Raw genomic sequence first — 23785 nt, forward strand, 5'->3', positions numbered from 1 at the left:
TTTGTGCGGTGCTGACGCTAAGTCAAATTGCCTGTGCTGTACACCACTTGAGCACGAGCTACGCAGGAGGGAGGGCCGGGGCGGGCGAGATCGGCCGGGAATCGGCGCTTGGTGACTGTTACTTGACGGCGGAGTGCCAGTTCCGGGCGAGCTGCGCGCCCGCGTCGGGGGCCACCGTCCCCGGGGCGAAGAGCCCGCCCAGGTAGGTCTGGGTGTTGTTCAGGGTCAGGCTGTTCTTGCCCGCCGCCGACGGCAGACCGGTCTTGAGGTTGACCGCCGCGTCGATCAGTCCGAACAGGCCCAGGCCGCAGCCGCTGGCGCCGGGGACGGCGAAGGTCTTGTCGTACTGCGTGGAGCCGAGGAGGTTGAGGCGGCTCATGTCGCCCTCCTCGTTCGGGCTGCCGTCACCGTTGAACCGTTCCACACCGAACTCCGGGTAGGTGAGGTTCTTGGGCTGCAGGACGATCGGGTTTTCCTTGGTGCCGATGTAGCAGTGGCTGCCCAGGAACGGGTTCTCCAGGTGGATGCGGACGGGGATGTTCACGATCGTCTGGTCGGTGACGACGCCCGCTATCTGGTCGAAGTTCGAGGGGGTGCCCACCGACTCCAGGGTTGCGGTGATCTTGTTGAGCTTGGCGTCCGAGAGCTGCTTGCAGATGGCGGTGATGCCCGGGATGTTGCTCGGACACATCAGCCCGAGGAGGCCGCCGGGCACGGTCGCGGAGTCGGCAATGATCGCCCCGGAGGCCGGCGCGACGACGGTGCTCGTGCCGTCGGAGTTCTGGACGACGCCCATCTGGAGGTTGCTGTTGGCGGTGACGACCGTCGTGTTGCCGAGCTTGATGGTTCCGCTGGTGGAGTAGGAGACGACGCACTGCGGTGTCTTGTCCAGACCGTCCGCCCCGAGCATCGCCGACGAGTCGACGGGGCAGCGGGTGAAGGGACCCCACGCGCCGTTGAGGGCCGGCGTGGCGGCGGTCGCCGTGCCGAGGGAGGCGAACGCGCCGAAGGCGGTCAGCGCCGAAACGGTGACGAGCCGGGTGCGTGCGGAGACGAGTGGCATGTCGGTGCCTTTCGATGACGGGGAACGCTCAGGTCGGTGGTGCGGGGGTGCCGGTGTGTCTGGGTGTCCGGGTGCCGGCGTGTCTGGGGGCCTCGGTGCCCGGATGCGCAGAGCATCCGAGTACCTGGTGCCTCGGTGCCTGGATGCCTGGGTGTGCAGAGCATCCGGGCGGTGGTGGGGATCAGCGCTCCGGCTTGGGGACCACGTACGGCTGGCGGTCCTCGGTGCACTGGCCCTCGGTCGGTACCTCGACGCCCACCGCACACGTCTGGCCCTGGATCTGCTTGACGTAGTTGCCGGGGCCCGAGATGGACGCCGTGAGCAGCCGGTCCAGGTCCTCGCCGCCCGCGCCGCAGCCCGTGAAGGCGGGAATGGTCACCTCCCCGGTCAGCGGCCCGCCGGAGGTCAGGACGTAACCGGTGGCGTCCGTGCCGTTGATGAGCTGCCCCTTCCCGAGCATCACCAGATGCGGGCCCGGGTACGTGACCGGATCGGGCTCCGGGGAGCTGAGCGGGGTCTGCGTGCGGCACGACGGGCCGACGTCCAGGCGCGTGCCGTTGACCTCGACGTCCAGGACGCGCAGGACCAGCGGGGCCCGTACGTACGTCTCCGCGATGTTGTCCGGGAAGACGAGCAGGACGTCCGAGGCGACGGTCATGGGCCCCGCCTGCTCAAGGATCATGGTCGCCGTCGTCGGGGTGAAACCGAAGGTCAGAAAGGTGGATTTGAACGGCGGGGTCTGTTTGCGGCCCTGGTAGTCGAGATAGGCGTCCGACTTCTGGAGCAGGTGGATGCTCCCGTCCGGCGGGAAGGAGATCTCCGGGTCGCCCTGCTCGATCTGCACGCAGGACACCGGAATCAGGGAGGCGCCACTCAGTTTGCGGACGTTGGCGTAGCCCGTGATGTACGCGTTGAGCGACTTGTCGGTCGGGTTCTTCTTGACGCAGGGCGGCGCCGGCGGCCTGTCGGCCGACGAGCCGGCGCGGGTGTCGCCGACCTTCGGCGCGTTGCCCGTTCGCCCCTTCGCCCCTTCCGTGGGGGTTCCGGGCTTCGTCGGCCCCTTCGGGGCACCGGGGACCGTCGGGGACGCCGGGGCCGTCGTGCGCCCGGGCCTTGGGGCCGCGGAGTCCGACGGGGAGGGCGAACCGCTCGGGGCGGGGGTGGTGGACGGGCCGACCGGCACCGTGGCCAGCAGGCCGCGGCCGTCCGCGTCCTTCGCGAGGGTGCAGGTGAGGGTGAGGGACGCGGGAGTGACGGGCGCGCCGTCGGCCGTACCGAGGGCGAGGTCGACGCCCAGGTCCGTGGCCGTGAGGGTGAGGTCGCCGTTGGCGACCGCCGTCACGGCCGGGGCGTCGCCGGTGGTGGTGAGGGTCAGTGGGCCTGCGGCGGGAACGGCGACGGGCCGGGCGGGGCCGGTGCCGCGCCAGAGGGCCCGGGTCTTCGCCTCGCGCTGAGCGACGTCGAGGGCCAGCCTGGTCTCGGGCACCACCGTGGTGGCCTTGAGAGCCGTCAGGTCGGCGACGGCCTCGGCCGGGAGCTCGACCGTCGTGGTGACCGCCGTGGGACGGATCGCCTCGCCGGCCGCAGCCCGGTCGGGGAAGGTGGCCGCGACCCGCACCGTGACGCGCTGCGGCCCCGAGGGCAAGGCGCAGTCGTAGGGCAGTTGTGCGGTGATCTCCTGCGAGCCCACCGCGGCAGCCGCCGATGGGATCAAGGGGGCGAGCGCCACGAAGGCGGCGATCGCCGCACCGCGCGCACGGACGCGGGGTGTCCGCAGGGCGGGACGGTGGCCTCTCATCGCTTGCTCCGCTCGGGGATCGTCCGGGACACCGACGACCCGCGTGTCGGGTCGTCGGTGTCTGGTCGGCGTAGAGGGTCGGCGAACGCCCGGCCGGTCTCACCGGTCGGGCGCACGGACCCGGGGAGTGTCGGCGACACTCCCGCACGCCTTACGGGTTGGAGCCGACGATGGTCGGGATGACCGTGGTGCCGGTCTTCTTGACCAGGTAGGCGCCGGTGAAGATCGGCTTGGCACCCACCGGTACGGCGCTGCCGCAGTTGGTCGACGAAACGACGTTGAGCTCACCGCTGACGCTGGAGACCGCGAGCTTGCCCGTCGAGTTGGTGTAGGTGCCGGACGCCTTGCCCGTCACTCGGAAGACGCAGGCACCGACGGTGACCTTGGCGTCGACGTTGCCGATGTAGCCCTTGGTGACGCCGGTCGCAGCGGTGTAGTCCTGGGCCACCACGGTCCACGGGGTGGTCGCGACGGTGGTCACGTTGCCCAGGACACTGGTGCAGGGGAAGCCGGTGGCACCGAAGTTGATGGCGCTGATCGAGGCCACGGTGGCCGGGTTGCCGGTGGCGCTGGCCATCGAGCCGGAGGCGCCCGACTTCGTACACGTCATGGCGATGCCGTTGACGCTGAGGACGATGTTCCCGCTGTTGGTCGCCGTGAAGGCCGCGGGGGACGGGTTGACGGTCCACACGGTGGACGGCACGGCCGATGCCGGGCCGGCCGCCAGGAGGAACGCGGCGGTGGCGGTGCCGGTGACGACGGCGACGTTTCTGATGGTCTTCTTCATGACTCTGGGACTCTCCTTGGGGATTGACCGGCAGAGGTGGGCCGCAGCTGTGCAATAGGGGGAGACACAGACGACCCGCGGCTCGGTGTTCCTCGGCCGCGACGCTGACGTTACTTGCGGGAAACTTGGCTGAACAATGGCGTAGTTCAAGATTCTTTGAAGAGCCCGGATTAACTGTTCGCCGGGTGAGCGGTCCTCGGCATCGCATTAGCCCCCGAGTGCGCAATGTCGACATTTCTTGGCCGATCGCGCACCGCGCTGCCACACCTTTCCGCCCGGCAGAGCGTATGCGTCGCCCTATGGAGGGGAAACGCTCTCCCGCGTGACAAATAAGCGCGTGCATATGTAATCCGCGTGACAACCAGTACCGGGACGCGCCCGATCTCGGGAAAAACCCGGAACCTGCGTATTGCCGCCGGATGTTACCCGGCCGTAGCGTTCCGGGTGCGACGCCCGCCCCTGGTTGGCGGCCACCGAAGGCAGGAGTCCTGACGGACGGGTCCGGCCCCGCCCCCCGGCGGGGCCGGCCCCCTCTCGGCGGGGCCCCGCGGATCCGGCTTACGGACCTACGGGGCCCCGTTGTGTCTCTCCGGACACAAAGGGCGCACCCGGCCTTGTCCATCCGGTGACAAATTCCGGGGTGCCGGGCCGAATCGGTGTCACACCTATTGTCCCGGTGATCGTGAACGACTTAACGTGCGGCCCGAGACGCACTCGCGGCACACGCCTGCTGGAGGTGGTATGGGAATCGAAATAGCTGTTGAGGGTCTGACCATGTCCTTCGGCAAGCAGAACATCTGGCAGGACGTGACCTTGACGTTGCCCGCTGGGGAAGTGAGCGTCATGCTCGGTCCTTCCGGCACCGGAAAGACCGTATTCCTCAAGTCGCTCATAGGTCTGCTGAAGCCGGAGCGGGGACGCGTCCTCGTAGCCGGAGTCGACATGGTGAACAGCCCAGAGCGCGACATTTACGAGGCCCGCAAACTCTTCGGTCTCATGTTCCAGGACGGCGCTCTCTTCGGGTCCATGTCCCTCTTCGACAACATCGCCTTCCCGCTGCGCGAGCACACGCGGAAGAAGGAGTCGGAGATCCGCCGGATCGTCATGGAGCGCATCGACGTCGTGGGACTCCTCGGCTCCGAGGGCAAGCTCCCCGGCGAGATCAGCGGCGGCATGCGCAAACGGGCGGGACTGGCCCGCGCGCTCGTGCTCGACCCGCAGATCGTGCTGTGCGACGAGCCGGACTCCGGCCTCGACCCCGTCCGCACCGCCAACCTCTCGCAGTTGCTGATCGACCTGAACGCACAGATCGACGCGACGATGCTCATCGTCACCCACAACCTCGACATCGCCGCGACCGTCCCCGACAACATGGGGATGCTCTTCCGGCGCAAGCTCGTCACCTTCGGCCCGCGCGAAGTGCTGCTCACCAGCGACGAGCCGGTCGTGGCGCAGTTCCTCGCGGGACGGCGCGAAGGCCCCATCGGGATGTCCGAGGAGAAGGACGAGGCCACGCTCGCCGCCGAGGCCGCCGTGCCCGGCTTCGCACCCACCACGCCCCGGGTCATCGTCCCGCAGTTGGAGCCCTCGCCCGGGCTGCCGCGGCGCCAGGCGGTCCTGCGACGCCGCGAGCGCGTGCTCGCCATGCTCGACACGTTGCCGCCCGCCGCCCGCGCCGCCATCGAGGACACGTACGCGCACGGAGCGCAGGCGCCGACCCTGCGTCTTCCGGCCAACGGGAGCGGCTCGTGATCACGGGCGCGCTGCGGCAGACCGGCCGGCTCTTCGCCCTCGCGGCGGAGGTGAGCCGATCCATCTTCCGACGGCCCTTCCAGTTCCGGGAGTTCGTCGAGCAGTTCTGGTTCATCGCCAGCATCACGATCCTGCCCGCCGCGCTCGTGTCCATCCCGTTCGGCGCGGTGATCGCCCTTCAGGTCGGTTCGCTCACCCAGCAGCTGGGCGCGCAGTCGTTCACCGGAGGCGCCAGCGTCCTCGCCGTCATCCAGCAGGCGAGCCCGCTGATCGTCGCCCTGCTCATCGCCGGCGCCGGCGGCTCCGCCATCTGCGCCGACCTCGGCTCCCGCAAGATCCGCGAGGAGCTCGACGCGATGGAGGTCATGGGCGTCTCCCCCGTCCAGCGCCTGGTCGTGCCGCGGGTGCTGGCGACGATGGGCGTGGCCGTGCTCCTGAACGGCCTGGTGTCCGTCGTGGGCACGCTCGGCGGCTACTTCTTCAACGTCATCCTCCAGGGCGGCACCCCGGGCGCCTACCTGTCCAGCTTCTCCGCGCTCGCCCAGCTGCCCGACCTGTACATCAGCGAGTTCAAGGCCCTGATCTTCGGGTTCATCGCGGGCATCGTCGCCGCCTACCGCGGCCTCAATCCGCGCGGCGGCCCCAAGGGGGTCGGCGACGCCGTCAACCAGTCCGTCGTCATCACGTTCATGCTGCTGTTCTTCGTGAACATGGTGCTGACGGCCATCTACCTGCAAATCGTCCCGCCGAAGGGAGGCTGAGGCCGATGGCCTCCCCGTTCGTCTGGCTCGACCGGTCCGGCGACCAGCTCCTGTTCTACGTCAAGGCCCTGGCCTGGATCCCGCGCACGCTGCGCCGCTACCTCAAGGAGGTCCAACGGCTGCTCGCCGAGGTGGCCTTCGGTTCCGGCGGCCTCGGTGTGATCGGCGGCACCATCGGCGTGATGATCGCGATGACCCTGTTCACCGGCACCGTCGTCGGCCTCCAGGGGTACGCGGCCCTCGACCAGATCGGCACCGCAGCGTTCACCGGGTTCATCTCCGCGTACTTCAACACCCGTGAGATCGCGCCCCTGGTCGCCGGGCTGGCCCTCTCCGCGACGGTCGGCGCCGGCTTCACAGCCCAGCTCGGCGCCATGCGGATCAACGAGGAGGTCGACGCCCTCGAAGGCATGGGCATCCGCTCGATCCCGTACCTGGTCACCACCCGCATCATCGCGGGCGTCGTCGCGATCATCCCGCTCTACGCGATCGGCCTCCTCTCTTCCTACGTCGCCTCCCGCTACGTGACCGTCCTGTTCAACGGCCAGTCCCAGGGGACGTACGACCACTACTTCAACCTGTTCCTCTCCCCCACCGACGTCCTGCTGTCGGTCCTCAAGGTGCTGATCTTCAGCGTCATGGTGATCCTCGCCCACTGCTACTACGGCTTCCGTGCCTCGGGCGGCCCGGCCGGGGTCGGCGTCGCGGTGGGCCGGTCCGTGCGCAATGCCATCGTGCTCATCAGCGTCACCGACTTCTTCCTGTCGCTGGCCCTGTGGGGCGCGACCACGACCGTGAAGGTGGCGGGGTGAGATGAGCAGCCCACGTGGTGAGATCCTGCGTCGCCGGCTCGCCGGAGTCGTCTTCCTGCTGGTCCCCGCGCTCCTGGTCTGGCTGGCGATCGCCGTCTACGACAAACAGTTCACCGCCAGCGCCCCGATCACCGTCGAGACGAGCAGTGTCGGCAACGAGATGCACCCGGGCGCCGAGGTCAAACTGCGCGGTGTCGTCATCGGCGAGGTCCGCTCCATCGACGCCACCGACTCGGGAGCCCGGCTCACCCTCGCGATGAATCCGGCCACCCTCGCCGACGTCCCCTCCGACGTGCGAGCCCAGATGCTGCCGACGACCCTGTTCGGCGAACGGTTCGTCGCGCTCGTCCCGCCGCAGACGCCCTCCCCGAAGCCCATCAGCGCCGGGGCCGTCATCCCCGAGGACCGCTCCAGCAACGCCGTGGAACTCCAGCAGGTCCTGGACAACGTCCTGCCGATGCTCACTGCCGTCCAGCCGCAGAAGCTCTCCGCCACCCTGTCCGCCGTCTCCCGAGCCCTCGAAGGACGCGGCGACAAGCTCGGCGCCACGCTCGCCCAACTGGACTCCCACCTCGCAAAGTTCAACCCGGAACTGCCCACGCTCAACCGGGACCTCCAGGAACTCGTGAAGGTCAGCAACCTGTACGCGGACGTGGCCCCGGACATCGTCACGGCGCTCACCGACTTCACCACCACCAGCGGCACGCTCGCCGAGAAGGAGAGCGAGCTGGCCGGCACCTTCGGGGCCACCACCCGCACCGCCCAGGACGTGACCGCCTTCCTGCGCCAGAACAAGGACAACATCATCCGGCTCAGCGCCACCGGCAGGCCGACCCTGGAGCTGCTCGCCGAGTACTCCTCGTCCTTCCCCTGCACCCTGCGCACCCTCGCCGAGTTCGTGCCGGCCATGGACAAGGCGCTCGGCAAGGGCACCGACCAGCCGGGCCTGCACGTCAACGTCGTCACCGTGCCCTCACGCGGCGCGTACGTACCCGGCCGCGACACCCCCTCGTACACCTCGGGCGGCGGTCCGCACTGCTATCCCGTGCCCTACCTCGGTGTCCCGGTGGCACCCGCCGCGCGGGCCGCAGCGGCGGCCGAGCAGAACCTCGGGCCCGCCAACTCCCCGCAGGAGAACGAGTTCCTGAACGAGCTCCTCGCCCCCGCGGCCAAGAAGCAGCCCGGCGACCTGCCCGACTGGAGCAGCCTGCTGGCCGGACCCGCCTACCGCGGCACGGAGGTGATCCTCAAATGACGAACGACCTCGCCCACACCCGACGGCGCCCCCTGACCGGCCCGCTGGTCAAGTCCTTGATCTTCATCCTGGTCACCGCCCTCGCCACGACCGTGCTCGCGCTCAGCATCGCCAACACCGGCGTGGGCTCCGGCACGCGCTCGTACAAGGCACTGTTCACCGACGCCACCGGGCTCATCGACGGGGACAGCGTACGGATCTCGGGCGTGAAGGTCGGGGAGGTGACCGACGTCCGGGTCGTCGACCGGCGCACCGCCCAGGTCAGCTTCAGCATCCGTGACGACCGCACGCTCCCCGGCTCGGTGACCGCCTCGGTGAAGTACCTCAACATGGTCGGGCAGCGCTACGTGGCCCTCGACCGGGGCAGTGGCGACGTGGACGGCATCCTGCAGCCCGGCTCCACCATCCCGTTGGACCGCACGAAACCCGCGCTCGACATGACACTGCTCTTCAACGGGTTCAAGCCGCTCTTCGAGGGACTGTCGCCGAGTGACGTCAACGACCTCGCCGGGTCGCTCGTCCAGGTCCTCCAAGGCGAGGGCAGCACGGTCGACAGCCTGATCCGGCACATCGGTTCGCTCACGCAGACCGTCGCCGCCAAGGACCAGGTGATCGGCCAGGTCGTCACCAACCTGAACATCGTCCTGGACACGCTCAACACCCGAGAGGCCGCTTTCGGCGACCTCGTCGTCACCCTCCAGAAGCTCGTCACGGGCTTCAACGACGACCGCAAACCCCTCGGCCAGGCCGTCCAGGCGATGGGCGACCTGACCACCGCGACCGCGGGACTCCTCCAGGACGGGCGCGCCCCCCTCAAGCAGAGCATCGGCGAACTGGGCCGCCTCTCGAACACCCTCGGCGACCACGCTCCGCAGATCGAGGACTTCCTCAACAGGACACCGGCCAAGATGACCGCCCTGGCCCGCCTGTCCTCGTACGGATCGTGGTTCAACCTCTACCTCTGTGAGGCCCGCGTGAGCGGTGTGAGCACCTCCGACGGCTCCACGCCGCCGACCGGCATCGTCGTCACCGAATCGAGGTGCCGAGGGTGAGCCGCCCGCCCCGGTACACCCCCGTCAAGGCCCGCAACCCCGTCGCCGTAGCCGTCGTCGGACTCGTCGCGCTCGCCCTGATCGCCGTCCTCGCCTACAACGTGGACCGCCTGCCGTTCACCGGCGGGGGCACCGCCTACAGCGCCGACTTCACCGAGGCCGCCGGCCTCGGCACCGGCGACGAGGTGCGCATCGCCGGGGTCAAGGTCGGCTCGGTCACCGGGGTCGCCCTCGACGGGCCCAAGGTGAAGGTGACGTTCGAGGTCGGTGACGCCTGGGTCGGCGACCGTTCCACCGCCGCCATCGCCATCAAGACCCTGCTCGGCGACAAGTACCTGGCTCTCGACCCGCTGGGCTCCGGCCGACAGGACCCCGGCAGCCGCATCCCGCTGGCGCGCACCACGTCTCCGTACGACGTGACACAGGCGTTCCAGGACCTGAGCGGCACGGTCGACGCCATCGACACCAAGAAGCTCGCCGAGAGCTTCCAGACGATCTCCGACACCTTCAAGGACTCGCCGCCGAACGTGCGCAGCGCCGCCACCGGCCTGTCCGAACTGTCCAAGTCCGTCTCCAGCCGTGACGCCCAGCTGTCCCAACTCCTCCAGGGGAGCAGGACGTTCACCAAGACGCTGGAGGGCAAGAAATCCAGCTTCGAGACCCTCCTGGAGGACGGCGGCTCGCTGCTCGGCGAGCTGAAGGCCCGGCGCGACGCCATCCATGCGCTGCTCACGGGCAGCCGGGACCTGGGAACGCAACTCAGCGGCCTCGTCGACGACAACGAACGCCGGCTCGGTCCCACGCTCAAGGCCCTCAGCCGCGTCACCACGGTCCTGGAGAAGAACAGTAGCCAGCTCGACAAGACCCTCGCACTCGTCGGCCCGTACTACCGGCTCGTCGGCAACACCCTCGGCAGCGGTCACTGGTTCGACAGCTACCTGTGCGGAGTCGTACCCCGGAACTACCTGCCGGAGGCGTCGCAGCCCAAGACCGGATGCCGGCCGCCGCAGCAGAAGGCGTCGGCGAAGGGGAGCGGTGAATGATGACCAAACCCAGAAGGCCCCTCGTCATCGGGCTCGCCATCGTGGTGCTCGCTGCCTGCGGCCTCGTCGCCGTGCGCTTCCTCGAGTCCGACGGCACCCGTGTCACCGCCTACTTCGACCGTGCCGTCGGCGTCTACGCCGGATCCGACCTGAGGATCCTCGGGGTGCGCGTCGGTGAGGTCGAGTCCGTGCAGCCCGAGGGCACCCGGGTACGCGTCCGGCTCCGTGTCGACGAGGGCGTACGCGTCGCGGCCGACGCACATGCCGTCATCGTCGCCCCCAGCATCGTCGCGGACCGGTACGTCCAGCTCACCCCGGCGTACAGTTCGGGTCCCGCCCTCACCAACGGCGCCCAACTCGCGGCGTCCCGCAACCGCACCCCTGTCGAGATCGACCAGCTGTACGCCTCGATCACCGAACTCGGCAAGGCCCTCGGCCCCGACGGCGCCAACTCCACCGGCGCCCTGTCCGGCCTGCTCGACACCGGCGCCAAGAACCTCAAGGACAACGGCGACGCGATCGGGACGTCCATCCAGGAGTTCGGCAAGGCGGCCAAGACCCTCGACGGCAGCAGCGACGACCTGTTCGCCACCCTCAGTCAGCTCCAGACGTTCACCACCATGCTCAAGGACAAGGACGGCGACGTCCGCACCGCCCAGGAGCGCCTCGACGACGTGGTGACCTTCTTCGCCGACAACAAGGACGACCTCGCGGGCGCCCTCACCGAACTCGGCAAGGCCCTCGCCCAGGTGAAGACCTTCATCCAGGACAACCGGGGCGAACTGAAGCAGAACGTCGACCGGCTCGTCCCCCTCACCCAGACCCTCGTCGATCAGCGGGCCTCCCTCGCCGAGGCTCTCGACACGGCCCCGCTCGCGGCGGGCAACGTGGTGGGTGCGTACAACGAGAACACCCGCACCCTCGACGGCCGGGCCAACCTCAACGAGATCAGCATGGGCGGACCGCTGCTCCCGCTGCCCGTGGCCGGTGGCTCCTCGGCCCCCAGCGGGAAGGGGGACCGGTGAAACGCCGCGCACCCTTCACCGGCAAGGCCGCCGGAGCCGGGATCGGCGGGGTCGTCGCCCTGGGCGTGGCCGTGGTCCTCACCGTGACCATGCTCCCCAGGGACCTGCCCCAGTTCGACGGTATCGAGGACCTGCCTCTGCCCGGCGGCGCCGACCTCGGCTCCCACCCGTACACGGTCACCGCCGAACTCGCCGACGTCCTCAGCCTCGTCCCGCAGTCCGCGGTCAAGGTCAACGACGTCGCCGTCGGCCGCGTCACCGAGATCCGCCTCGGAACCGGAGACTGGACGGCGCGCGTCACCATGAAGATCAACGGCGACATCCGGCTGCCTTCCGATGCGAGCGCCCGCCTGCAGCAGTCGAGCCTGCTCGGCGAGAAGTTCATCGAGCTCACCGCACCCGCCAAGGACGCGGGCGGTGCGCGCCTCACCGACGGCAGCACGATCCCGCTCGCCCGCACCAGCCGCAACACCGAGGTCGAGGAGGTCTTCGGCGCCCTGTCCCTGCTGCTCAACGGCGGCGGGGTCAACCAGCTGAAGACCATCACCAAGGAGCTGAACTCCGCCCTCGGCGGACGCGAGCCCGAGGTCCGCTCCATGCTGGAGCGGGTCAACACCCTCGTGACCGACCTCGACGCGCACCGGGGCGACATCACGCAAGCACTCGACGGGGTGAACCGACTCTCCGCCACCCTCGCCGAGCGGAAGCAGGACGTGGGAACGGTCCTCACCAACCTCTCGCCGGGCCTCAAGACCCTGGAGAACCAACGGGGTTCGCTCCTGACCATGCTGCGCGCCCTCGACACGCTGTCCGGTGTCGCCGTCTCCACCATCAACGCAAGCAAGGACGACATGGTCGCCGACCTCAAGGCACTCGCGCCGACCCTGAAGGCACTCGCCGACGCCGGCGCCGACCTGCCCGATTCGCTCCAGGCGCTGCTGACGTACCCCTTCACCGACGAGGTGATGCAGGGCATCAAGGGCGACTACCTCAACACCTACCTCTACATCGCCGCCGAACCCGGCACCCAGGTCATCCCACCGCTCGTCCCGCAGACCACGCCCAGCGCGACGCCCACCCCTGCGACCGGTCCGGGCACCACCGCCCATGAGGGCGCGTCCGGCAGCAGGGACACGAAGCCTCCGTCCCCGCTGCCGCTGCCGCCCGTCCAGAGCGTCGGCCCGGCCGGGCCGGCAACCTCCCCGAGCGCGCCGAGCACCGCCACCGGAGCGAAGGACGGAGGGAAGACCCGGTGATCAGCCTCGCCGTACGGCTGAAGAACCTCGCGTTCCTCGTCATCGCCGTCCTCGTCCTCGGCTTCCTCGGCATCCACTACGCCGACCTCGGCCGCTACGTCGGCATCGCCGACTACTACACCGTCAACGTCCACCTCGCCCGCACCGGTGGCCTGTTCCCCCACTCCGACGTCACCTACCGGGGCGTCTCCGTGGGACGCGTCGGCGCCATCGACCTCACCGCCGACGGGGTCGTGGCCCGGCTGCGCATCAAGAAGTCGGCCGCCCGCGTACCCGCCGACGCGAAGGCCGTCGTCGCCGGACTCTCCGCCGTCGGCGAGCAGTACATCGATCTGCGGCCCGACGGCAACCAGGGACCCTACCTCGCGGAGGGGGCCCGCATCGACCAGGCCGACACCGAGGTTCCCGCTCCCGTCACCGACCTGTTGTCCAGCATGAACGACCTCACCCGGTCCGTTCCGCTCGAATCGCTGCGTACGGTCGTCGACGAACTGGGCAAGGCGTTCGAGGGGCACGGCGACGACCTCCAGGCCCTGATCGACGGCGGCAGCGCGTTCGTGCAGGCCGCCGACCGCTCCTTGCCCGCAACCACCCGCCTCATATCCGACGGCGAGGTCGTCCTGCGCACCCAGGCCGAGGAGGGCCGGGCCATCCGCGACTTCGCCACCGGGGCACGCGACCTCGCCATCACCCTCAAGGGATCCGACGGCGACCTACGGCGCCTGCTCGCCGTCACCCCGGGCGCGGCCACCCAGATCAGCGGCCTCCTGCGCGACCTCGACCCCAGTCTCGGAGTGGTACTCGCCAACCTGCTCACCACCTCGGAAATCGCCGTCACCCGGCAGCGCGGCACGGAGGAGCTCCTCGTGAAGTTCCCCGCGGCCGTCTCCGCCGGCGCCACCACCGTCGACGGAGGACGGATGAACCTCGGCATGGCCGTCACCTTCTTCAAGCCCCTGCCCTGCACTTCCGGCTACGGCGGTACGCGCTACCGCAACGGCCTCGACCTCGGCACCGCACCCCCCCTCAACACCGTTGCCTCCTGCACCAGTCCGGCCTCGTCCGGGACGAACGTGCGCGGCTCCGCGAACGCCCCGAAGGGTGGCCCCGTCCCCACCCCGGCCAAACCGGGTTCGCTTCCCTCGGGCAGCGCCGGCTCCGCCACCGCACCCGGCGCTCCGGCCCTGCCCGGCGCGCTCGCACTGCCGGGCCGGGACGGCGGGCCCACCGATATGGCCGGGCTGCTCGGCCTCGGCGCCGGGAGCGACCGGTGAGGCGGGCACGCGTCCTCGCCGGCGCCGGACTGGCTGTGGCGCTCGCCTTCTGCGGGACCGGCGCCTGGACGTACGCGCAGGCCCGTACGGACGACGGTCTCGCCTTCAGCCGGGAGCGGGACACCGTCCTAGCCCAGGGCCGCGATCGCATCGCGGTGCTCAACACCCTGGACGCGTCCACGCGTGAACACGCGGAGGCCGGAATCAAGGCGTGGCGCGACGCTTCCACCGGGCCGCTGCACACCGAACTGGGCTCCACCCTGCCGGCGGTGGGCGCCTCGGCGCGCGCCACCGTCACCGAGGCGGCCGTCACCGCGCTGGACGCCCGGGCGGGTACGGCGAAGCTCATCGCGACCGTGCGCGTCGACGTCACGCCCCAGGGGGGCTCGAAGGCGACGAGTGACCGCAAGCGGCTCGAAGCCGTCCTGGAGCGTACGGGAAGCGCCACGTGGAAGGTCAAGGCGTTGAGTGCCGTTGCGGGGACGAGCGCGGACGTCGCCGGCTCCGGTACCGCTACCGGGGGGAGCGAGGCGAGGTGACACGGCTGTTGCGGAAGACGACGGACAGACGCGCGGAGGCCCGGGCGCCGGAGGTGGCGCAGGAGCCTGTCGCAGAGGACACGGCGGCGGGATCGAACGGCGCGGCGGCCGGCTCCGGCGGGAAGGATCCGGCCGACCGCGACGCATCGGGACCGGCCGACACCGAGGTGGAACCGACCGGACCCACCGCCGCGGGCGGGACGGGCACGACCGCCGAGAGCGGGAACGAGGCCGAGGACCGCGCGGAGGCCGCGGGCGAGGGCGGCGGGGACTCCGACGACCACGACGACGCGGATCTGCGCGAGTCCGGCTCCGGATCCGGCTCCCGATTCGGCCCCCGCTTCGGCTCCGGCTCCCGTTTCGGCGGCCGGTGGCACACGGCGGCCTTCGTGGCAGCCCTCGCCGTCCTGCTCCTGGGCGGAAGTGCCTTCTTTTACGGCGCGCACCACCTGCGCTCCACGCCATCTGCCCAGAACCGCGCCCTCACCGACACCGCGGCAACCGATCGGGTGAGCGGCGAGGTCAGTGACGGCCTGGCCAGGATCTTCTCCTACACCCCCACCGGCGCCGACGCCACCGAGCGATCGGCGCGGTCGGTCCTCGCGGGGCGGGCCTCCAGGCAGTACGGCGAGCTGTTCGCCCAGCTCCGCACGAACCTGGAGACGCAGAAGATCACCCTCAGCACGCAGGCCGTCCGTACCGGGGTGATCGAGCTGGACGGGAACACCGCTCGGCTGCTGGTCCTCCTCGACCAGACCTCACGGCGGGACGAGGGTGCCACCACCTCGGCCGCGGCCCAGCTCACCGTCACCGCGCAGTTCCACGGGGACCGGTGGCAGATCGTCGACATCAAGGCCCGCTGAGAGATGAGCGGGAGAAGGGAGCACCCCATGACACGCACGGTCCGCGCCCGCACGGGCACCCGGCCGATCCTGGCCGCCGCCCTCGGGCTCACCCTCCTCACGGGCGGCTTCGCCGCGTGGGCGGCCCAGGACTGGTACGGGGCAAGCCATGACGAGTCCGCCGCGTACGCCGTCCAGCGCGACCAGGCCCTCACGGCGGCGGAGCAGGCCGTGCAGAACCTCAACACCCTCGACCACGCCAAGGTGGACCAGGGCCTCGACCTGTGGGAGTCGTCCACGACCGGCGACCTGCACGACCAACTCGTGCAAGGACGAGCGGAGTTCACCAATCAGGTCAAGGCGGCGAAGACCGTGACGACGGCCCGGGTGCTGTCCGGCGCCGTCACCGAGCTGGACGACCGCGCAGGGCGGGCCAGGGTGCTGGTCGCCCTGCGCATCACGGTGAAGGCGGCCGACGACAAGAGCAGCGACAAGGACAGCCGCATGCTCGGTGAACTGACCCGTACCGGGGGCCACTGGAAGCTCAGCGCACTGGGTCAGGCCCCCGTGGGCGGCACGGCGTCCGGCTGACCGGCCGCGCCGTACCGCGAATGCCGCCCGCACCCGAGAGGACACGCACGATGTCGACGACCCGCCACCTCATCAACCGCCAGCGCCGCCGTCAGGCCGTCGGCAACCCGACGGTCCCCGCGGCGCGCGCGACCGACGACACCGGCTCGGAGGAGGCCTTCGGCAACGCGTCCCGCACCCCCTTGGGCCTCCTGCCCGTGCCCGGGCCGCCCCGGACACCGACGGGGAAGGCGGCAGGCAAGCGGAAGACCTCCGACGCGAAGCGGCAGGAGCCGCCGGAGTCGGCCGAAAGGGCCGAAGGGGCCGGGGTGGCCGGGGTGGCCGGCACGGACGGGGGCGGAAGGAAATACCTCGCCCCCCTCCTGATCCTCTGTACGCTCACCGTCCTCCTCGGCGCCTTCGCCGGATTCGCCCACAGCCGGGCCTCCGCGCTGCGCAACGATCCCGTGCGCGCGAACACCGCGCTCACCGACCTCGCCCGTACCAGCGAGATCAAGGGGCAGACCGCCAAGGCCGTCGCCTCCCTCTTCTCCTACGACCACGCGAAGCCCGCCGCCTTCGAGAGCGCGTCGAAGACCCTGCTCACGGGCAAGGCCGTCACCCAGCACCGGGCGCTCTTCGGTGACGTCCTCGCCCAGGCCGAGAAGGAGAAGACGGTGATCACCACCGCTGTCACGGACAGCGCGGTCGAGCGGATCGACGGCGACCGGGCACGGGTCCTGGTCTACGCCGACCAGAGCAGCGTGAGTACGGCGGGGACCGAGAAGCAGAGCCCCGAGAACCAAGGCGTGTACGCGGGCGCGATGCTCGCCCTCGACCTGGTGGAGCGCGACGGGCACTGGCTCGTGGAAGGGATCGACACCTTCGGCCGCTGAGCTCCGCACGGGTACCACCATGACGGTGGTGATATTTGTGCCATTTCTTGACGCTTTGGCGTGAATTAGAGTACTGTCGACGTGCCATGAAAGAGAAGCGCGCGTACGAGAGTCCGCTGCGTGCCGGGCAGCTTGAGCAGACCCGGCAGCTGATCCTCGCCGCGCTCACCGAGGCCATCGCCGACGAAAGCGTCCAGGAGCTGACCATCCCGCTCGTGGCAGAGCGCGCAGGCGTCGCCGTACGCACCGTCTACCGGCACTTCCCGACCAGGGAGGCGCTCTTCGCGGCCTGGAGCGGGTGGGCCCAGGAGAATCTGCACGTGCTCACGCAGTCCTACCCGGACACCCTGGACGGGCTGCGCCGCGTGGCGCCGGAGCTCTACCGCTCGTACGACGAGCACGCGCCACTGATCCTCGCCATGCTGAACTCCAAGGCGGCCCGGCCGCTGCGGGAGCAGGGCCGCAGGCACCGGTTCCACTCGGTGGAGGCGGCACTGGCCGAGCTCACGGCGGAGGCCGACCCGGTAGCCCGCCGCCGCGCGGTCGCCGTGCTGTACCTGCTGGTGAGCGCCCCGGCCTGGCAGGCCATGCGGCTACAGGCGGGGCTCGACGGGGCGGAGGCCGGCACGGCCGCCGCCTGGGCGGTGCGGGTGCTCACGGACGAGCTGCGGCGCGACCCTGACGGTCCGCTGCGCGACCCGGGCAGATGACCGGCGAGGAGGAGAGCCATGAGCATCGCCACGGAACGCACTTTCGCTCCACCGGGGCCGGGTACCTGGTTCCTGGACCCGACCCACTTCACCCGCCCGGTGACCAGGTTCCACGCCGAGATCTTCGTCGAGGAGATGCACCGCGGCTTCGGAGAGGGCCTGCGCCGGTACGGGTCACTGCTCGAACGGCTGGACTGGGCCTTCGTCAACGGTTTCTGCTACTACCACCCCCAGCCGCTGGGAGCCCCGCCTGACGCCACGGACCACCCGCCGAGGGAGGTCTGGGAACGCCTTGCCGCCGATCATCCCGAGATCCGCACCAGGCTCGCGACCAGTGCGACCGTCTTCGAGCGCAAGCTGTGGCGCGAAGACCTGCGCCGCTGGGACGAGGAGGTCAAACCCGGGCTACGGAGCGAGCGGCGCGCACTCCAGCAGGTCGAGCCCGGCCTCCTCGATACCGGCAGTCTGCTCGCGTACCTCGACCGATGCCGGGAGCATCAACGCCGAGCCGGCTACCTGCACCACCTGTTCAACATGCCGGCACTGCTGCCGATGGGCGATCTCCTCGCACACTGTCAGGAGTGGACCGGGCGCACCACCGGCGAGATCCTGGCCCCGCTGGCCGGATCGAGCCCCGACCCGCTGGCGGACCGGGAGGAACTGGCCGAGCTGGCCGCCGCCGTAGCCGCGGACCCCCGGGCGGGCGAGCTGCTCGCCTCCCCCATGCAACCCCAGGAGCTGCTGGCGGCGCTGGGGGCCGTCGCGGGACGTACGAGCACCGCCCTCGCCGAATACCTGGCGACGGTGGGCTGGCGCCCCGTCAATGGCGAGGACGTGGGCGATCCCTGCGTGGCGGAGTTGCCCGCCGTCGTGCTCGCGGCCGTTCGCTCGGCGGTCTCCTCCTCGACGAGGCCCCCGGCAAACGCCGCCGCCGACCAACGCGCCGACGCGGCGGCCGACCTTCGCGACGCCGTACCCGCCGCGCACCGCTCCCGCTTCGACGAGCTGCTCGCCGAGGCGCGGTTGGTCTCCCGGCTGCGCGACGAGCGCGGGTCGTGCGCGGACCTGCCTGCCATCGGCCTCACCCGGCGCGCCATCCTGGCGGCCGGCCGGCGGCTCACCGAGCAGGGCCGGATCCACACACCCGCCCATTTGGCCGAAGCGGGCTACCCCGAGCTGCGCGCCCTGGTCCGTACGGGCGCCGGGCCCGACGCCGCAGAACTCGCCGCCCGGGCGCACTACCGCGACCACGCCCGGTACGCGGACGCACCGCCGATGCTGGGTCCACCGCCGGGCGACCCGCTGCCGCCCGATTGGCTGCCGCCCGCCGCGGCACGCCTGGAACGCGCCCTCGGCGCCGTGGTCTTCGCCATGTTCGCCAACCCGGCAGCCCGGACCGAGGGGCGGACCGTGCACGGGCTCGGCGCGAGCCCGGGCGTGTACGAGGGCACGGCACGGGTGATCAGCGGCGTGCCCGAGTTCGACCGCATCCAGCCCGGCGACGTCCTGGTCACCGACGCTACCACCACGGCCTTCAACATCGTCCTGCCGCTGCTCGGCGCGATCGTGACCGATCGCGGCGGGGCGCTCTCCCACGCCGCCATCGTCGCCCGGGAGTTCGCCATCCCCGGCGTCGTCGGATGCACGGATGCCACGGCGGTGATACCCGACGGCGCCCGGGTGCGGGTCGACGGCCGGGCCGGAGAGGCGGCGGTGGTCCGATGACGGGTCCCCTGTCGCCGAGCACGTGGTCCGCCCCCGTACCGCTCCGTCTGGCCACCGACGAGAGCCGGTACGGCGGCAAGACCTCGCAGCTCGCGGCCGCCGCCCGGGCGGGTCTGCCGGTACCGGAAGGAATCGCCCTGGAATGGCTGTTCGTCGACGCCGTCGCAGCAGGCGACGACGAGGCGCTCGCCGCCCTGCACCTGTCGACCGACGACTTGCAGGGCGGTGCCCTGGCCGTGCGTTCGTCCGCGCTGGGCGAGGACTCGGCCGCGGCGAGCTTCGCCGGACAGCACCTCACCTGCCTCAACGTACGGGGTCCGGACGCTCTGACCGAGGCGGTCCGCAAGGTGAGGGATTCGGCGCACTCGGCCGCCGCGTTCGCCTACCGCGAGCGGCTCGGACTGCCCGGCCTGCCCAGAGTGGCAGTGGTGGTCCAGGAGTTGGTGGTACCCGAGTGCGCCGGAGTCCTGTTCTCCCGAGACCCCCTCGACGGCTCCGACGTCCTGGTGATCGAGGCGAGTTGGGGCCTGGGCGAAGCCGTGGTCGGCGGCCTGGTCGTACCGGATCACTACCGGGTCCGCCGCGACGGCCGGGTGATCGAGCGCACGGCGGGCGTGAAGGACCTGGCCGTGGAGCCCGCGCCGGCCGGTGGAACGAGCCAGGTCCCGGTTCCCGCCGACCGAATCCACCGACTCTGCCTCGACGAGACGCGGTTGGAGGGCCTGCGAGAACTCACCGCCCGCTGCGAGCAGGTCTTCGGCGGGACGCAGGACCTGGAGTGGGCCTTCGTCGCCGACCGCCTCCGTCTGCTCCAGCGCCGGCCGATGACCGGGGCCGCGCCCCCGCACTGACCCCTGCGCCGCCGCCCCCCTCCTCGGCTCGGGGCGATGGCGTTTCAGCCGGTTTCCAAAGCCTTCTTGAGGTTGCGCAGGGTCGTACCGATGTTCCTGCGCTGGAAATCGGCGAAGACGCTTCCGCCTGTCGCCACCCGGTCGAAGGCGTTCGCCACGAAGTCCGGCCACGACCGGCGGTCGTCCGTCCACGTCTCGGTCACCCGGGTCCCCTCCGGGACGGGCTCGAAGCGGTACTCCCAAGTGGCGATGGGACCCGGCAGCCGCGGCCGCGTGACACCAATGGCATGCACTCGGAACCGGAACAATCGGTCCGGCTCGAGCGCCGTCACGGTGCACCGGGTGGTCCAGCGGAAGGCGCCACGCTTGTTCCGGCCGTCGAAGACCATCCCGACGCTCGGTTCCCGGGCACCCCCGTGCACGGTGGCGCCGAGGTTCTCCGGGCTCCAGTCACCCATCAGGGCAGGATCGGACACGCGCCGGTAGACCTCTGCGGCACGGACATTGACGACGATGCTGTCGGACACCGTCAACGTACGAGGCATGGTTCTCCCTTCAACCTTCAAGAGGTCAGACGCTACCGCCCCGGCTCACCCCGTGGCTACCCTTCGGTAACTTCAAGGCGGGGCGGCGACCCTTCGGGCGCGTGCGGGTCCCGTCCTCCACCGACGGACGGGACCCGCTCCTCAGGCGTCGCCGACCGTCGCGGCCTCGGCGCGAACGGTCTCCGTGGCGGCGGCCGGTCGCGGCTTGCGGACGAGCGGGATCGTCGCGCACGCGGCGAGCAGGGACGCCGCGGCGACCGCGCACCAACCGTGCCGGAGGATGCCGGCCGCGAACAGGACGGTCCCCGCCATCGCGATGCGGCCCGCACCGAATCTGGCGACGACGGCGGGCCCGACCCGCAACGCGACCGGCGGCACCAGCAAGGGTCCCGGTGCGATGGCGAGGCCGGTGCGCAGCGCCGAGTAGCCCCACACGCCCTGGCTGGAAGAGGCGGGCGTGGTCGAGCGCCGCGCCTACAGCGAGCGCCCCTTGCGCTTCGAATACCACCTGACGGAGGCCGGCCGCGATCTCGCACCGGTGATGCGCGCGCTTCTGGCCTGGGGCGATCGCTGGGCGGTCGACACTCCCCCGGTCGCCTTCCGGCATCGCGGCGGGACCGGATCCGAGCACGACACCGAGCACGACCTCGATCTGACGTCGACGTGCCGGACCTGCGGCGAGGAGGTCGGGGCGGGAGGTCTCACGATCGACGTGCGAGCGCCCGGATGGGATCGGTCCGGGCCGATCGAACGCTCCTGAACTCAGCAGCGATCAGGTGACGACGCAAAGATGACTCCTGTCAAGTAACGAACAGCCGGGGCTACGGCCCCGTCCCCGACCGGGGCACGGTGGAAATCCACCGTCCTGCACCAGCGCAGGACGAACCTCCACCCGGATCGGAGACCCCGATGTCCCGTCGCGCAGGCGTCTTCGTGACCCGCCGTCCCGGGCTCGTGCTCTTCGCCGCCCTCGTGTTCCTCGCGCTGTCCGTCGTGTTCGGTGCGGAGGCCACCGGCCGGCTGAAGACGCAGGGGTACGACGATCCCCGGTCCCAGTCCAGCCGCGCCGCCCGCGTGGCCGCCGAGCGCCTGGGGGCCTCCCCCAACCTGGTCGTCGTCGCACAGGCCCGCGACGGTTCCGTCGACAGCCCGGCGGCCCGCAGCGAGGGCGAGGACCTGACCCGCCGGCTCGCCGCCCAGCCGCACGTGAGCGCCGTGACCTCGTACTGGACCGGCGGCGCGGCGGAGCTGCGCAGCCGGGTCGGCGACGCGGCCATGCTGGTCGCGCACGTTGCCGGGGAGGGCGAACAGCTCGGTGCGCGGGTCGCGCGACTGAGCGAGGAGCTGACCGCCTCCGGCGCCGACGGCGCTCCCGACGGGGCCCTAACCGTGCACGTGGGAGGGCCGGCGCTCACCGACGTCGAGCTCCAGGACATCGCGGAGTCCGACCTCAAGCGGGCCGAGGCCGTCGTGCTGCCGGGCACCCTGATCCTGCTGGTCCTGGCGTTCGGCAGCGTCGTGGCCGCCGCGCTGCCGCTGCTGATAGGAGTCCTCGCCATCGCCGGGACCCTGCTGGTCCTGAGCGTCCTCGGCTCCGTCACCGACGTGTCCGTGTTCGCGCTGAACCTCACCACGGCGCTCGGCCTGGGGCTGGGCATCGACTACGGGCTGCTGATCGTCTCGCGGTTCCGCGAGGAGCTCGCCGCCGGCTACCTGCCACGGACGGCCGCCATCCGGACCGTGCGCACCGCCGGCCACACGATCGCCTTCAGTGCCGCGACGGTCTCCGCCGCGCTCGCGACGCTGCTGGTGTTCCCGCCGTACTTCCTGCGTTCCTTCGCCTACGCGGGCATCGCCGTGGTGGCCATCGCCGCCGTGAGCGCCGTGACCGTCCTGCCCGCCCTGCTCGCACTGCTCGGCAAGCGCGTGAACGCCTGGCCCGTGCCGTGGCGCCGCCGGGCCCGCACGGGCTCCGGATCGCGCTTCTGGGAGGGGCTGGCGCGGATCGTCGTACGCCGCCCGCTGCTCGCGGCACTGCCGGTGATCGGCCTGCTCGTGGTCCTCGCCGCGCCGTTCGCGCACGCCGGTTTCGCCACCCCCGACGACCGGGCACTGCCGACGAGCGCGGCCAGCCGGCAGACCGGTGACCTGGTGCGCGACGCGTTCGACATGAAGGGCGCCGACGCGCTCACCGTCTCCGTCACGGGCACGGCGCCGCAGTCGGCGCAGGAGGACTACGTCCGCAGGCTGTCCGCGCTCCCCCAGGTCGCCCAGGTTTCCCCGGTCGCCGGGCCCGAGGGCGACGGTCCGGTCCAGCTCTCCGTGGTGCCGCGGGTCGACCCCCGCTCGCGGGCGGCCCAGCAGCTCGTGCACGACGTCCGCGAGACCCCCGCCCCGGCGGGCACCGAGGTCCTGGTCGGCGGACCGACCGCGGTCCTGGTCGACGCCAAGGACACGGTGGGCGACCGGATTCCGCTGGCGCTCGCCCTGATCACCGTCACCACGTTCCTGCTGCTCTTCGGCTTCACGCGCAGCCTGCTCCTGCCGCTCAAGGCCATCGCGCTGAACGCCCTGAGCCTGACGGCCGTCCTGGGAGCGATGGTGTGGATCTTCCAGACGGGCCATCTGAGCGGCCTGCTCGGTTTCACGCCCGGACCGCTCAGCACGACCATGCCGGTGCTGCTGTTCTGCATCCTCTTCGGTCTCTCGGTGGACTACGAGGTGTTCGTCCTGGCCCGGATCAAGGAGGCGCGCGACGGCGGGGAGAACAACACCGACTCGATCGTCACGGGCATCGCCCGGACGGGAGGCATCGTCACCACGGCCGGCGCCCTGCTCGCGTTCACCCTCCTGAGCTTCGGTACCTCCCAGGTCTCCCTCCTGCAGTTCTTCGGCATCGGCGCGGGTCTGGGCGTCCTCCTCGACGCCACGCTCGTGCGCGGCGTCCTCGTACCGGCGCTCATGCGCCTGGCGGGCAGCCTGAACTGGTGGGCACCGAAGGCGTTGAGGCCCAAGGTGCCGCAGCCGGCGACCCGGCCGCCACCCGCCCCCGCGAGGCGGTGCGCTCCGGGCCGTTGCTCCCCGAACCGCACCGTCGTCCGTACCCACGCCCACGCGCGCCGCTGACCACCAGGCGCTCCCCCTCTCCCATCCGATCCGGCCCCCGCTCCATCCCGACCCTCCAGCCCGACCCTCCAGCCCCTCCCAGCCCCGGCCGCCGTTCGTCCAG

General features: G+C 71.0%; 23 protein-coding genes. 18 read left to right on the forward strand and 5 right to left on the reverse strand.

Annotated elements, in window-relative coordinates:
* Positions 1-118: 118 nt before the first annotated feature.
* The 3 genes from ACFVX6_RS13925 to ACFVX6_RS13935 form a co-directional block, all read right to left on the reverse strand.
* On the reverse strand, positions 119-1063 hold the full coding sequence (locus ACFVX6_RS13925) for a hypothetical protein (protein ID WP_389691061.1): 945 nt from the start codon (positions 1061-1063) through the stop codon (positions 119-121).
* Between the two features lie 181 nt (positions 1064-1244).
* Positions 1245-2861, reverse strand: a complete 1617-nt coding sequence (locus tag ACFVX6_RS13930; RefSeq protein WP_389691063.1) for a DUF6801 domain-containing protein — start codon at positions 2859-2861, stop codon at positions 1245-1247.
* A 151-nt stretch (positions 2862-3012) separates the two neighbouring features.
* Positions 3013-3648, reverse strand: a complete 636-nt coding sequence (locus ACFVX6_RS13935; RefSeq protein WP_389691065.1) for a hypothetical protein — start codon at positions 3646-3648, stop codon at positions 3013-3015.
* Positions 3649-4389: 741 nt separating this feature from the next.
* Between ACFVX6_RS13935 and ACFVX6_RS13940 the strand changes: the two genes are divergently transcribed.
* The 16 genes from ACFVX6_RS13940 to ACFVX6_RS14015 all read left to right on the forward strand — a co-directional run bounded on the left by ACFVX6_RS13940 (position 4390) and on the right by ACFVX6_RS14015 (position 20011).
* Positions 4390-5400, forward strand: coding sequence for an ABC transporter ATP-binding protein (locus ACFVX6_RS13940; RefSeq protein ID WP_389691067.1), 1011 nt, complete (start codon positions 4390-4392; stop codon positions 5398-5400).
* Positions 5397-6161 carry an MlaE family ABC transporter permease gene (locus ACFVX6_RS13945; RefSeq protein WP_389691069.1) on the forward strand — a complete coding sequence of 255 codons (765 nt, stop codon included), beginning with the start codon at positions 5397-5399 and terminating at the stop codon, positions 6159-6161. Before ACFVX6_RS13940 ends, ACFVX6_RS13945 begins: the two co-directional genes overlap by 4 nt.
* Before the next feature lie 5 nt (positions 6162-6166).
* A complete protein-coding gene (locus ACFVX6_RS13950; RefSeq protein ID WP_389691071.1) occupies positions 6167-6973 on the forward strand; it encodes an MlaE family ABC transporter permease in 807 nt (268 codons plus the stop codon).
* A gap of 1 nt (position 6974) precedes the next feature.
* Positions 6975-8228 carry an MCE family protein gene (locus tag ACFVX6_RS13955; protein WP_389691073.1) on the forward strand — a complete coding sequence of 418 codons (1254 nt, stop codon included), beginning with the start codon at positions 6975-6977 and terminating at the stop codon, positions 8226-8228.
* Positions 8225-9280: an MCE family protein gene (locus ACFVX6_RS13960; RefSeq protein ID WP_389691075.1), complete on the forward strand. Its 1056-nt coding sequence runs from the start codon at positions 8225-8227 to the stop codon at positions 9278-9280. The genes ACFVX6_RS13955 and ACFVX6_RS13960 overlap by 4 nt, the downstream gene beginning before the upstream one ends.
* Entirely contained in the window at positions 9277-10323 is a 1047-nt protein-coding gene (locus tag ACFVX6_RS13965; protein ID WP_389691077.1) for an MCE family protein, read from the forward strand. Before ACFVX6_RS13960 ends, ACFVX6_RS13965 begins: the two co-directional genes overlap by 4 nt.
* On the forward strand, positions 10320-11348 hold the full coding sequence (locus tag ACFVX6_RS13970; RefSeq protein ID WP_389691079.1) for an MCE family protein: 1029 nt from the start codon (positions 10320-10322) through the stop codon (positions 11346-11348). The genes ACFVX6_RS13965 and ACFVX6_RS13970 overlap by 4 nt, the downstream gene beginning before the upstream one ends.
* The gene (locus ACFVX6_RS13975) at positions 11345-12604 is read left to right on the forward strand and encodes an MCE family protein (protein WP_389691081.1); all 1260 of its coding nucleotides are present in this window, start codon (positions 11345-11347) and stop codon (positions 12602-12604) included. Before ACFVX6_RS13970 ends, ACFVX6_RS13975 begins: the two co-directional genes overlap by 4 nt.
* A complete protein-coding gene (locus tag ACFVX6_RS13980) occupies positions 12601-13878 on the forward strand; it encodes an MCE family protein (RefSeq protein ID WP_389691083.1) in 1278 nt (425 codons plus the stop codon). The genes ACFVX6_RS13975 and ACFVX6_RS13980 overlap by 4 nt, the downstream gene beginning before the upstream one ends.
* Positions 13875-14417 (forward strand): hypothetical protein, encoded by a 543-nt coding sequence (locus ACFVX6_RS13985; RefSeq protein ID WP_389691085.1) that lies wholly within the window; start codon positions 13875-13877, stop codon positions 14415-14417. The genes ACFVX6_RS13980 and ACFVX6_RS13985 overlap by 4 nt, the downstream gene beginning before the upstream one ends.
* Before the next feature lie 8 nt (positions 14418-14425).
* Entirely contained in the window at positions 14426-15280 is an 855-nt protein-coding gene (locus ACFVX6_RS13990; RefSeq protein WP_389691087.1) for a hypothetical protein, read from the forward strand.
* Between the two features lie 27 nt (positions 15281-15307).
* Complete coding sequence (locus ACFVX6_RS13995; protein WP_389691089.1) at positions 15308-15850, forward strand: hypothetical protein; 543 nt, start codon at positions 15308-15310, stop codon at positions 15848-15850.
* A gap of 50 nt (positions 15851-15900) precedes the next feature.
* Positions 15901-16725: a hypothetical protein gene (locus tag ACFVX6_RS14000; protein WP_389691091.1), complete on the forward strand. Its 825-nt coding sequence runs from the start codon at positions 15901-15903 to the stop codon at positions 16723-16725.
* A gap of 86 nt (positions 16726-16811) precedes the next feature.
* Complete coding sequence (locus ACFVX6_RS14005; RefSeq protein WP_389691093.1) at positions 16812-17435, forward strand: TetR/AcrR family transcriptional regulator; 624 nt, start codon at positions 16812-16814, stop codon at positions 17433-17435.
* Positions 17436-17453: 18 nt separating this feature from the next.
* Entirely contained in the window at positions 17454-19160 is a 1707-nt protein-coding gene (locus ACFVX6_RS14010; protein WP_389691095.1) for a PEP-utilizing enzyme, read from the forward strand.
* Positions 19157-20011, forward strand: coding sequence for a PEP/pyruvate-binding domain-containing protein (locus tag ACFVX6_RS14015; protein ID WP_389691097.1), 855 nt, complete (start codon positions 19157-19159; stop codon positions 20009-20011). The genes ACFVX6_RS14010 and ACFVX6_RS14015 overlap by 4 nt, the downstream gene beginning before the upstream one ends.
* A 44-nt stretch (positions 20012-20055) precedes the next feature.
* Here ACFVX6_RS14015 and ACFVX6_RS14020 read toward each other — a convergent pair whose 3' ends face one another.
* Complete coding sequence (locus tag ACFVX6_RS14020; protein WP_389691099.1) at positions 20056-20556, reverse strand: SRPBCC family protein; 501 nt, start codon at positions 20554-20556, stop codon at positions 20056-20058.
* A gap of 141 nt (positions 20557-20697) precedes the next feature.
* The gene (locus tag ACFVX6_RS14025; RefSeq protein ID WP_389691101.1) at positions 20698-20991 is read right to left on the reverse strand and encodes a hypothetical protein; all 294 of its coding nucleotides are present in this window, start codon (positions 20989-20991) and stop codon (positions 20698-20700) included.
* 7 nt (positions 20992-20998) lie between these two features.
* On the opposite strand from ACFVX6_RS14025, the gene ACFVX6_RS14030 reads away from it, so the two are divergent.
* Complete coding sequence (locus tag ACFVX6_RS14030) at positions 20999-21316, forward strand: winged helix-turn-helix transcriptional regulator (protein WP_389691170.1); 318 nt, start codon at positions 20999-21001, stop codon at positions 21314-21316.
* A gap of 149 nt (positions 21317-21465) precedes the next feature.
* Positions 21466-23682: an MMPL family transporter gene (locus ACFVX6_RS14035; protein ID WP_389691103.1), complete on the forward strand. Its 2217-nt coding sequence runs from the start codon at positions 21466-21468 to the stop codon at positions 23680-23682.
* The last annotated feature ends 103 nt before the right edge of the window (positions 23683-23785 follow it).

Source organism: Streptomyces sp. NPDC058289 (genome assembly GCF_042880975.1).
Classification (GTDB): domain Bacteria; phylum Actinomycetota; class Actinomycetes; order Streptomycetales; family Streptomycetaceae; genus Streptomyces; species Streptomyces stoeckheimensis.